The following is a 10,913-nucleotide window of genomic DNA, read 5'->3' on the forward strand; positions in this document are numbered from 1 at the left end:
TATCAGGAGTAGTGCGAAGGCTGTGCCAATTTTGAAATATGGGGTAATTACTTATAAATCAAACAGTTAAGCGAAACGGCTTTTTTCAGGATCATGCAAAATGCAAGACCGGGCGATTCCAGACATGCAACTTGCCGGTTTTGGACCTTCCCTTAAGCATTTGAATTGCGAAGGCTTTCGAGAACCAGACGCTAACTCCCGCCAGAAACGTTGCCTCAAGCGGGAGCGAGCGTTCTCACCCTATCAAACGCCAGGGCAACCAGCCGGCAAGTAGTCTTTGGAGGCCGTGGACGCACAGGTCCACACGCCAGTGGCATCACGACTGAGCGTGATCGTCTTGCCCACGACAGCCGCCGGGGCTTTGAGCAGCGTACAGACAATGGTGCCTGTCCCCGCCGAAGCAGTGCCGGTAACCGCAACGGTGCAGTTACTGGTGGGTGAAGTGACGCCCATGTTGGCCAAAGTGGGGTCGGTCCCCTGATTCATCATATCTTCGTAGGGCACCTTCATCGCGGTGATCTCACCCAACCCCGCCGTCGCCTTGGCCCGTGCCTGGTACTTGGAATATTGCGGCAACGCAAACGTCGCCAGGATGCCGATGATCGCCACGACGATCAGCAGTTCGATCAGGGTAAAACCATTCTGCTTGCTCATAGACCTCTCCATAGCATGAGGCGAAATCTCATGTCCTGAATCAGTCATAGCACAGCACATGCCAACCTGCGCGCCCTCCCGCCAGTAAAGGCGCCCAAAGCGCGTCAGCCTGCCAGGCAAGCCTCAACAACCGCACTATCTGACATTTTTTGTCACCCTGCCCCGCTGGTTTGGCGTCGATGCTTGACTAGGCTATAAGTCATGAACTGTCCGCGTCCGGTATTTCCATGAACGACATCGCCCTCAGCGGCCTGACCAAGCAACTGGTGCAGGCCGAACTGATCACCGAGCAAAACGCCCTGCAGGCCCATCAACAGGCCCAGCGCAATCACATGCCCCTGGTCAGCTACCTGGTACAGAACAAACTGGTCCAGAGTCGCCAAGTGGCGGAAATTGCCTCGGAGCATTTTGGCGTCGCCCTGCTGGACCTCAACAGCCTTGACAAAGACAGCCAGCCGGCCGGCCTGGTCAGCGAGAAACTGGTGCGCCAACATCACGCCCTGCCGTTGTGGCGGCGCGGCAACAAACTGTTCATCGGCATCTCCGACCCGACCAATCACCAGGCCATCAACGACATCCAATTCAGCACCGGACTGACCACCGAAGCCATCCTGGTGGAAGACGACAAGCTCAGCGACGCCATCGACCGGTTCTTCGAATCCAGCAGCACCGGCCTGGAAGGCATGGGCGACGTCGACCTCGATGGCCTGGACATCGAGTCGGCCGATGACCACAAGCAGGACAGCATCGCCGGCCAGGACACCGACGACGCGCCCGTGGTGCGGTTCGTCAACAAGATGCTGCTGGACGCGATCAAGGGCGGCTCCTCCGACCTTCACTTTGAACCCTACGAAAAAAGCTACCGGGTTCGGGTGCGTACCGACGGCATGCTGCGGGAAGTGGCCAAGCCCCCGATCCAGTTGGCCAACCGAATCGCCGCGCGCCTGAAAGTCATGGCCAGCCTGGACATTTCCGAGCGGCGCAAACCCCAGGACGGGCGACTGAAAATGCGCCTGTCGAAAACCAAGTCCATCGACTTCCGGGTCAACACCCTGCCCACGCTATGGGGCGAAAAAGTGGTGATCCGGATCCTCGACCCGTCCAGCGCGCAGATGGGCATCGATGCCCTGGGCTACGAGCCAGACCAGAAAGAGCTGTACCTGGCCGCCCTCAAACAACCCCAAGGCTTGATCCTGGTGACCGGGCCGACCGGCTCGGGCAAGACCGTCTCGCTCTACACCGGGCTGAATATCCTCAACACCGTGGACATCAACATTTCCACCGCCGAAGACCCGGTGGAAATCAACATGGAGGGCATCAACCAGGTCAACGTGAATCCGCGCCAGGGGCTGGATTTCGCCCAGGCCCTGCGCTCGTTCCTGCGCCAGGACCCGGACGTCATCATGGTCGGCGAGATCCGCGACCTGGAGACTGCCGAAATCGCCATCAAGGCCGCCCAGACCGGGCACCTGGTGCTCTCCACCCTGCACACCAACAGCGCCGCCGAAACCCTGATCCGCCTGCAGAACATGGGCATCCCCGGCTTCAACATCGCCACCGCCGTGCATTTGATCATCGCCCAACGGCTGGCGCGCAAGTTGTGCAACCATTGCAAGAAGGCAATCGAGCTTGCGCCGGAAACACTGCTCAAGGAAGGCTTCCCCCGGGAACGCATCGGCACCTTCACGATCTATGAGCCGGTCGGTTGCGAACAATGCAACAACGGCTACAAGGGGCGCACGGGGGTCTACGAGGTGGTCAAGAACACACCCGAGCTGCAACGGCTGATCATGGCCGAAGGCAACTCGCTGGAAATCGATCTGCAAATGCGCAAGGACGGCTTCAATGACCTGCGCGCCTCGGGGCTGCTCAAAGTAATGCAAGGCGTCACCAGCCTCGAAGAAATCAACCGGGTCACCAAGGATTGAACATGGCGGTCAAGGCAGTAAAAACCGATGTCTACACTTGGGAAGGCAAGGACCGCAAAGGCACGAAAATGACCGGTGAGCTGACGGGCCAAAGCCCGGCGCTGGTCAAGGCACAGCTGCGCAAGCAAGGCATCAACCCGGGCAAGGTCCGCAAGAAATCCACCTCGATCTTCAGCAAGGGCAAGCGCATCAAGCCGCTGGACATTGCCCTCTTCACCCGGCAGATGGCGACGATGCTCAAGGCGGGCGTACCCTTGCTGCAAGCCTTCGACATCATTGGCGAAGGGTTCGACAACGCCAACATGCGCAAGCTGGTGGATGAGGTGAAGCAGGAAGTCGCCGCCGGCAACAGCTTCGCCGCTTCGCTGCGCAAGAGCCCGCAATATTTCGACGAGCTGTACTGCAACCTGGTGGATGCCGGCGAACAGGCCGGTGCACTGGACACGCTGCTGGACCGGATCGCGACGTACAAGGAAAAGAGCGAAGCGCTCAAGGCCAAGATCAAGAAAGCCATGACGTATCCGGCGGCCGTGGTGGTGGTCGCGGCCGTGGTGACCGGCATCCTGCTGGTCAAGGTCGTGCCACAGTTCGAATCGGTGTTCAACGGGTTCGGCGCGCAACTGCCGGCCTTCACCGTGATGGTCATCGGCCTGTCGCAATTCATGCAGGAGTGGTGGTGGGTGCTGCTGGGCGGGTTGGTGGGCGGCTTCTTTGGCGTGAAACACGCGCTCAAGCGTTCCCAGGGTTTCCGAGACTGGCGGGACACATGGCTGCTCAAGCTGCCGCTGATCGGCGCCCTGATGTACAAATCCGCCGTGGCCCGCTTCGCCCGCACACTGTCCACGACCTTCGCGGCCGGCGTGCCGCTGGTGGAGGCCCTGGAATCGGTTTCGGGCGCCACCGGCAACGTGGTGTTCAAGCGGGCGGTGCAACGCATCCGCCAGGACGTCTCGACCGGCATGCAGCTGAATTTTTCCATGCGCGCTTCCGGCATCTTCCCCAACCTGGCGGTCCAGATGACCGCGATCGGCGAGGAGTCCGGGGCGCTGGACGACATGCTCGACAAGGTGGCGGGCTTCTACGAGGCCGAGGTGGACAACCTGGTGGACAGCCTCACCAGCCTGATGGAGCCATTCATCATGGTGGTCCTGGGGGTGGTCGTCGGCGGCCTGGTGGTTGCCATGTACTTGCCCATCTTTCAACTCGGCTCGGCGATCTGACATGCCCCTGAGCGAATTTTTCGCGCTTTACCCCCTGGCCTTCACGCTGACCGCCTTATTGCTCGGATTGATCATCGGCAGTTTCCTCAACGTGCTGGTGTGGCGCCTGCCCAAGATGCTCAGCCGCGAATGGCGCCTGCAAGCCCACGACCTGCTGGGCCTGCCGGCCGAGACCCCGGGCCCGGTGTACAACCTGATGCTGCCGCACTCGCAGTGCCCGCACTGCGGGCACCGCATCCGGGCCTGGGAGAACATCCCGCTGCTCAGCTACCTGTTGTTGCGCGGTCGCTGTTCGAGCTGCGCCGCGCCCATCGGCCGGCGCTACCCCCTGACCGAATTGGCCTGCGGTGCGCTGTCGGCCTTCGTCGCCTGGCATTTCGGCTTCGGCTGGCAGGCGCTGACGGTGATGGTGTTGACCTGGGGCCTGCTGGGCATGAGCCTGATCGACGCCGATCATCAACTGCTGCCCGACACATTGGTGCTGCCGCTGTTGTGGCTGGGCCTGATCGTCAACAGCTTCGGGCTGTTCGTTTCCCTGAACCAGGCGATGTGGGGCGCCGTGGCCGGCTACCTGGCCCTGTGGTCGGTGTTCTGGGTGTTCAAGCTGCTCACCGGCAAGGAAGGCATGGGCTACGGGGATTTCAAGCTGCTGGCCATGCTGGGAGCCTGGGGTGGCTGGCAAGTCCTGCCGTTGACGTTGCTGTTGTCTTCGCTGGTAGGGTCCGTTGCCGGGGTCATCGTGCTGCGCCTGCGCGAGGCACCGACGTCCACGCAAATCCCCTTCGGACCTTACTTGGCGATTGCCGGCTGGATTGCGTTGCTCTGGGGTGGTCAAATAACCGACTTCTATTGGCAGTCTCTCGGTTTCTGACGTCGATTTCTTATGACTTTCTCTATGAGCAACCCCGTGAAAAAAACCTGGATTCTCGGCCTCACCGGTGGCATCGGCAGTGGCAAGAGCGCAGCGGCGCAGCACTTCATCGACCTGGGCGTGCCCGTGGTCGATGCCGATCACGCCTCGCGCTGGGTGGTCGAACCGGGGCGCCCGGCGCTGGTGAAGATCGCCGAGCACTTCGGTCCTGGCGTATTGCAGGCCGACGGGCCCCTGGACCGGGCAGCCCTGCGCAAGCTGATCTTTGAAAATGCCGAGGAGCGCCGCTGGCTCGAGGCGCTGTTGCACCCACTGATCGCCGAGGAAATCGCCCATCACCTGGCCCAGGCACAATCGCCCTACGCCATCCTGGTTTCGCCGCTGCTGATCGAATCAGGACAGTACGCCATGACCCAGCGAATCCTGGTGATCGATGCGCCGGAACACTTGCAGATAGAACGCACCTTGCAGCGTGACCAGACCAGCGAACAGCAGGTCCAGGCGATCCTGAAGGCTCAATCCAGCCGCCAGGATCGACTGAGCCATGCCGATGACGTGGTGGTCAATGACCGCGACCTTGCCTGGCTGCACGGCGAGGTCGAGCGCCTGCATCACTTTTACCTTACTTTGCGTGGAGGCCAGTCATGAGCCAAACCCCAACCGTTGATTGCCCGACCTGTGGCGCCCCTGTCGAATGGGGCCCACAGAGCAAGTTCCGGCCGTTCTGTTCCGATCGCTGCAAACTGATCGACCTGGGCGCCTGGGCTTCGGAAGAACACAAGATCCCGGTCGCCCCCGAGGCCGAGGACGAGCTGTTCAGCGAAGACTTCAATCCTCGCTCGCACCATTAAACAACGACAATCAAGGCCGCATGAAACCATAGTCTTGCCGGTCGTCGAGGTTCTCCGCCAGGAAACTCAACTCGTCGGCCAGGTCTTCAACACTGCGCACATCCTTGCTCTGCTGCACGATGGCACTGAGCAAGGCCCGCAGGCTCAGGCCCGGGTCAAAGCCGATTTCCATAGCCAGGTCCTGGCTGCGCCTGATCTCTTGTCTTGCCCACTCATAAACACTCATGGTCGTGCTCCTGGAAATTTTCCAAAGCATGCAGGGCACGTGGTGGCGCAGCCTTGACGTGAATCAAGGCTCTTCCTCATCGTTCCAAGGCGCCGACAGGTAGCGCGTGCGATTGAAGGTTTCCAGCCATTCGGGGCTGAACACCACCAACGCACTGACCACCATGCCGTTGATGAACGCCTCGGGGAAGATGATCAGCCAGAGGTAACCGATGAAATCCTCGAGCCAGAACGGCATGGCGAATCGCCCGTCGTACCACAGCAACCCGAGCCCCAGCAGCAGGCACGCCAGCGCCGACAACGCAGCGGCGAGAAACCCGGAACAGAAGATATACACGAACAGGTTGCGCGGCTGGGCACGCTCGACCAGGATCGCGCAGCATTCGGTCACCAACACGGGCAACACAATCAACAGCACGGCGTTGACGCCCAGCGCCGCCAGGTCCTGGCGCCCCAGCAGCACCAGGGCAAGCTGGGCGACGAGACCGCCGAGGATCGCCAGCGGCCAGTCCAGCAAGAGCGTCACGGCGGTCATGCCGATGAAGTGATACGACACGCCGGTATCGAAATCCCGTCGCACCAGCCACAACATGAACAGCGCCAGCACCGTACCGAACAACAGGTGCTGGCGACGACTGTCGGTGAACAACTCGACCCACGGCGCCCGCGACACGGCCCAGATCGACACCGGCACGTAAATCAGCCAACCGGCCGCCAGGGTCTGCGGTGAGAGCAGTTCGGCACCGATCATGGGGACTCCTTTGACTTGTCCTTGGAACACCTCGTGGCCGGGCCGCTTGCGTCCTCGCCACGAAGACTGCATGGCGGCAGTCTACACCCCACCCCACCACCATTAATCAACGCAACGCTTCCAGCTTGTCGCAATTGAACGCTAAGCTTGGGTGCATGGATGACTCCGATTATTTACGCCTGCTGACCATCGCGGCCGAGCAAGCCAACGCCTTCCTCTCCAATGCCCGCAAATGGGAGCGTGAGCGTTGGGTCTGCCAGCGGCTGCTGCAAGGGTTGAACGTGCCCTACCGTGCCGACGAGTTCACCCCGGCGGGAGAGCCGCCGGACGTGCTGTTTCGCGACGCCAATTTCGAAGTGTTTTTTGTCCTCGACGAGGGGCGCCGGCTCAATGACGAATGGCGCGATGAACTGCAACGCCGTCGCAGTGCGTTCTCCTTGAGCCAACTGGTGCGCCGCGAAGCCAAGCCCAGGCGAATTCCGGCCAATGAATTCCTGCTTCGACTCGCCCCAACCCTGCGCAAGAAGGCCCATAACTACACCGAGCGCGGCATGGACCTGGGGGACCTGGACATCATCGCCTTCGCCAGTCTCAAGCGTGAAGTGCTGGACCTCAACAGCCACTTTCCACCGCCCACCGAATATTTGCGCCAGGGTTGGCGTTCGTTGTCGCTGGTGGGCCCGACCTTCGCCCGGGTACTGTTCGCCCACCCCGATGCGCCGGACTTCTTGCGCAGCAACCTGGGACGCAGCATCGTCTTCGATGTCGGGATCAGCCTGTGATCGCGCAACGAGCGGATCGGGCCGACAGGCGGTCAAGCGACTTGCGGCACCGACCACTGGACGCTGTAACGTCTCTACATTTCGCAACGTCTACCTGACGAGGCCTTTATGACCAGCCGCCTGAACCCAGAAGACCAGAAGCATGTCGAAGAGTACCTGCAACTGTCCCAGCACCGAGTCGAGCGCCGGCCTTTCCGGCCGTGGATGCTCCTGGTGGTGGTACTGGCCGTGACCATCGGCCTGGGTCTGTTGAGCCGACTGATCAGTTACCTGACGCTATGAGCCAATGTTTGCGAGACACCACAATGAAGCTCGCGCGGGTAACGGCACCGATTTCCTTTAGCCTTGCGAGATATCCCCATGACTCATCGTATTGTCATCGTCGGCGGCGGCGCCGGCGGCCTGGAGTTGGCTACCCGCCTGGGTAAGACTCTGGGCAAGCGCGGCACGGCCAGCGTCATGCTGGTCGACGCGAACCTGACCCACATCTGGAAGCCCTTGCTGCACGAAGTGGCCGCCGGTTCCCTGAACTCCTCCGAAGACGAACTCAACTACGTCGCCCAAGCGAAATGGAACCACTTCGAGTTCCAGCTTGGCCGCATGAGCGGCCTGGATCGCGAGAGCAAGAGAATCCAACTGGCGGCCACCTATGACGAGGCCGGCGTCGAGCTGTTGCCCGCCCGGGAATTAGGTTACGACACCCTGGTGATTGCCGTCGGCAGCACCACCAATGACTTCGGCACCGAAGGCGCGGCGCAGCATTGCCTGTTCCTCGACACCCGCAAGCAGGCCGAACGCTTCCATCAGCAATTGCTCAACCATTACCTGCGTGCCCACGCCGGCCAGGCCGACGCCCAGGAGCGCATCAGCGTGGCCATCGTCGGTGCCGGTGCGACCGGTGTCGAACTGGCGGCAGAGCTGCATAACGCCGCCCACGAACTGGCGGCCTACGGCCTGGACCGGATCAAACCGGAAAACATGCACATCACCCTGATCGAAGCCGGGCCACGCGTGTTGCCGGCCTTGCCCGAGCGTATCGGCGGGCCGGTGCACAAGACCCTGGAGAAACTCGGGGTCAATGTCATGACCAATGCGGCCGTCGCCCAGGTGACCGCCGACAGCCTGATCACTGCAGAGGGCAAAGTGATCGACGCGAGCCTGAAGGTCTGGGCCGCCGGGATTCGTGCACCAGGCTTCCTCAAGGACATCGACGGGCTGGAGACCAACCGGATCAACCAATTGCACGTGCTGCCCACGCTGCAAACCACCCGCGACGAGAACATCTTCGCCTTCGGCGACTGCGCGGCCTGCCCACAGCCAGGCAGCGAACGCAACGTGCCACCTCGCGCCCAAGCGGCGCATCAACAAGCATCGCTGCTGAGCAAATCCCTGAAGCTACGGCTTGAGGGCAAGGCCCTGCCGCACTACAAGTACACCGACTACGGTTCGTTGATTTCGCTGTCGCGCTTCTCGGCGGTGGGCAACCTGATGGGCAACCTGACCGGCAGCGTCATGCTCGAAGGCTGGTTGGCGCGGATGTTCTATGTGTCGCTGTACCGCATGCACCAGATGGCGCTGTACGGCGTGTTCCGCACGGCGATGCTGATGCTGGGCAGCAAGATCGGCCGTGGGACCGAGCCTCGGCTGAAGTTGCACTGAGTCAGCAAAACTGGGATCGAATGATCCAGCGCAATCGTCGGATCGCCGCCCGGAGCAGGCTCGCTCCCACAGTTGATCGCGATCATTCTGTGGGAGCGAGCCTGCTCGCGATGAAGGCGCCACGGTCAAAACACTGCGATCAAACCTGAAACCGCTGCACCATCGTGCGCAGCGAATTCGCCAGTTGCGACAGCTCATGGCTGGAAGCGCTGGTCTGGTCCGCGCCGGTGGCCGAGCGCACGGACAAGTCACGGATGTTCACCAGGTTGCGGTCCACTTCGCGGGCGACTTGCGCCTGCTCTTCGGCGGCGCTGGCAATCACCAGGTTGCGTTCGTGGATTTCGTTGACCGACGCGGTGATGGTCTGTAGTGCCTCCCCCGCCCGCTCCGCCAACGCCAGCGTACTGGCGGCGCGACTGGAGCTGGCTTGCATGGAGTCCAGTGCCTGGGTGGCACCGCTGCGCATGCCCTGGACCATTTGCTCGATTTCCTGGGTCGATTGCTGCGTGCGATAAGCCAGCGCCCGCACTTCGTCCGCCACCACTGCAAACCCGCGACCGCTTTCACCCGCGCGAGCCGCTTCGATGGCGGCATTGAGCGCCAGCAGATTGGTCTGCTCGGCGATGGCCCGGATCACGTCCAGCACCTTGCCGATGTCCTGCGACTGATTGGCCAGCGATTGCACCAGGCCACCGGTTATCTGCACATCGCTGGCCAAGGCGCCGATGGCATCGACCGTATCGCTGACGCGCTCCTGCCCAAGCGACGCCGAGGCGCTCGACTGACGTGTGGCGTCAGAGGTCGACACGGCATTGCGCGCGACTTCTTCCACCGCGGTCGTCATTTCAGTGACGGCGGTGGCAGCCTGTTCAATTTCGTTATTCTGCTGTTGCAGGCTATGGGTGCTGTCGAGCGTGACAACATTCAACTCATCGGCCGCCGTGGCCAGCTGCGTAGCCGAACCGCTGATGCCCTGCAGGGTCTCACGCAGATTCTGCTGCATGGTCGCCAAGGCCTCAAGCAAGCGGCTCACTTCGTCGTTGCCACGGGCCTCGATCGGTCGGGTCAGGTCACCGCGTGCGACGTTCTGAGCGGCGTTCAGTGCCTCACCCAACGGCTTGACGATGCTGCGGGTGAGCAACATCGCCAGGGCCACCGTCGCCAGGGCAGCAAGCACAATGAACAGGCTGACGATCAACCTGGAATTGGCGTAGTGCTCCTGGGACTTCTGGCTCTCGATGGACACTTGCTTGGAAAACAGCTCGGCAAGGTCGTTGAGCTGCTTGCCGGAACCGTCCACCACGGTCTTCATGTCCACCAGCAACAGCTTGATCAGATCGTCACGACGCCCCTGCTCCGCCAGGGCGAAGGATTGCGCAATACCCGTGCGGTAAGCGGCGAAGGTCTGTTTGAACTGATCGTAAAGGGCCTTGCCTTCAGGCGTGACGACCAGCTTGTCGTAACTGGCAATCTTCTCGCTCAGCTCCTTATCGCGCGTGTCCATCTGCCCGCGATACACCGGGATGTTCTTGGGATCCTGGTCAAGCGCCATGCGCAGGGAAATCGTGCGGATGCGCAGCATCAGCTCACGAATCTCATCGCCACCGCGAATGCTGGGCAACCATTGGGTTTCCACGGCGACTTCGCTGTCGCGAATGCTCGACATCTGCCCCAGCGCAAACACCCCGAGCAACGCCACCAACACGGCAATCACGGCAAAGCCCAGCGCGGCACGGGGGGCTATATTCAGCTGACGAAGGTACATAACGAGTGCCTTTTTTATTGTTTGGCCTGAAGAGGGGGCGCTCGCTCCATGCCCCTGTCGGCGGGTTATCGGCAACTTGTACGATGACTTAAGACTATTTGTCTTTTTTGCAGGCAAAAAAAATCCCCGTATCTTTCGATACGGGGATCTTCAATATGGTCGGGGTAAGGGGATTCGAACTCCTGACATCCTGCTCCCAAAGCAGGC

Annotated in this window: 12 protein-coding genes and 1 pseudogene; 8 read left to right on the forward strand and 5 right to left on the reverse strand. The window is 61.3% G+C overall.

Annotation, left to right across the window (positions count from 1 at the left end; translation table 11 throughout):
• Nucleotides 1-243: 243 nt before the first annotated feature.
• Nucleotides 244-654: a pilin gene (locus ACODSJ_RS21020; protein ID WP_489103566.1), complete on the reverse strand. Its 411-nt coding sequence runs from the start codon at nt 652-654 to the stop codon at nt 244-246.
• 227 nt (nt 655-881) lie between these two features.
• Here ACODSJ_RS21020 and pilB point away from each other — a divergent pair, with 227 nt between their 5' ends.
• Genes pilB through yacG form a run of 5 tightly spaced genes read left to right on the forward strand, consistent with a single transcriptional unit; the run spans nt 882 to nt 5,524 of the window.
• Entirely contained in the window at nt 882-2,582 is a 1,701-nt protein-coding gene (pilB, locus tag ACODSJ_RS21025; protein ID WP_489103567.1) for a type IV-A pilus assembly ATPase PilB, read from the forward strand.
• A 2-nt stretch (nt 2,583-2,584) separates the two neighbouring features.
• Nucleotides 2,585-3,802: a type II secretion system F family protein gene (locus tag ACODSJ_RS21030; protein WP_489103568.1), complete on the forward strand. Its 1,218-nt coding sequence runs from the start codon at nt 2,585-2,587 to the stop codon at nt 3,800-3,802.
• A 1-nt stretch (nt 3,803) separates the two neighbouring features.
• Nucleotides 3,804-4,673, forward strand: a complete 870-nt coding sequence (locus ACODSJ_RS21035; protein WP_489103569.1) for a prepilin peptidase — start codon at nt 3,804-3,806, stop codon at nt 4,671-4,673.
• 24 nt (nt 4,674-4,697) lie between these two features.
• Nucleotides 4,698-5,321: a dephospho-CoA kinase gene (gene coaE / locus ACODSJ_RS21040; RefSeq protein WP_489103570.1), complete on the forward strand. Its 624-nt coding sequence runs from the start codon at nt 4,698-4,700 to the stop codon at nt 5,319-5,321.
• Nucleotides 5,318-5,524 (forward strand): DNA gyrase inhibitor YacG, encoded by a 207-nt coding sequence (gene yacG, locus ACODSJ_RS21045; protein ID WP_260962597.1) that lies wholly within the window; start codon nt 5,318-5,320, stop codon nt 5,522-5,524. Before coaE ends, yacG begins: the two co-directional genes overlap by 4 nt.
• A 10-nt stretch (nt 5,525-5,534) precedes the next feature.
• Here the strand turns inward: yacG and ACODSJ_RS21050 are convergent, their stop codons facing one another.
• The gene (locus ACODSJ_RS21050) at nt 5,535-5,750 is read right to left on the reverse strand and encodes a hypothetical protein (RefSeq protein ID WP_489103571.1); all 216 of its coding nucleotides are present in this window, start codon (nt 5,748-5,750) and stop codon (nt 5,535-5,537) included.
• 63 nt (nt 5,751-5,813) lie between these two features.
• Nucleotides 5,814-6,500 carry an energy-coupling factor ABC transporter permease gene (locus ACODSJ_RS21055; RefSeq protein ID WP_489103572.1) on the reverse strand — a complete coding sequence of 229 codons (687 nt, stop codon included), beginning with the start codon at nt 6,498-6,500 and terminating at the stop codon, nt 5,814-5,816.
• A gap of 155 nt (nt 6,501-6,655) precedes the next feature.
• On the opposite strand from ACODSJ_RS21055, the gene ACODSJ_RS21060 reads away from it, so the two are divergent.
• The 3 genes from ACODSJ_RS21060 (at nt 6,656) to ACODSJ_RS21070 (ending at nt 8,941) form a co-directional block, all read left to right on the forward strand.
• A complete protein-coding gene (locus ACODSJ_RS21060; protein ID WP_260962591.1) occupies nt 6,656-7,282 on the forward strand; it encodes a DUF1780 domain-containing protein in 627 nt (208 codons plus the stop codon).
• Between the two features lie 108 nt (nt 7,283-7,390).
• Entirely contained in the window at nt 7,391-7,564 is a 174-nt protein-coding gene (locus ACODSJ_RS21065) for a DUF3094 domain-containing protein (protein ID WP_003205686.1), read from the forward strand.
• Between the two features lie 78 nt (nt 7,565-7,642).
• On the forward strand, nt 7,643-8,941 hold the full coding sequence (locus ACODSJ_RS21070) for an NAD(P)/FAD-dependent oxidoreductase (protein WP_489103573.1): 1,299 nt from the start codon (nt 7,643-7,645) through the stop codon (nt 8,939-8,941).
• A gap of 139 nt (nt 8,942-9,080) precedes the next feature.
• On the opposite strand, the gene ACODSJ_RS21075 is transcribed toward ACODSJ_RS21070, so the two are convergent.
• Both ACODSJ_RS21075 and ACODSJ_RS21080 read right to left on the reverse strand, forming a co-directional pair.
• A complete protein-coding gene (locus tag ACODSJ_RS21075; RefSeq protein ID WP_489103575.1) occupies nt 9,081-9,944 on the reverse strand; it encodes a methyl-accepting chemotaxis protein in 864 nt (287 codons plus the stop codon).
• Nucleotides 9,936-10,706 (reverse strand): annotated as a pseudogene (locus ACODSJ_RS21080) (MCP four helix bundle domain-containing protein); the annotation flags it as partial. The gene ACODSJ_RS21075 and the pseudogene ACODSJ_RS21080, both read right to left, overlap by 9 nt.
• Nucleotides 10,707-10,913: the final 207 nt, after the last annotated feature.

The organism is Pseudomonas sp. FG6, from assembly GCF_057809015.1.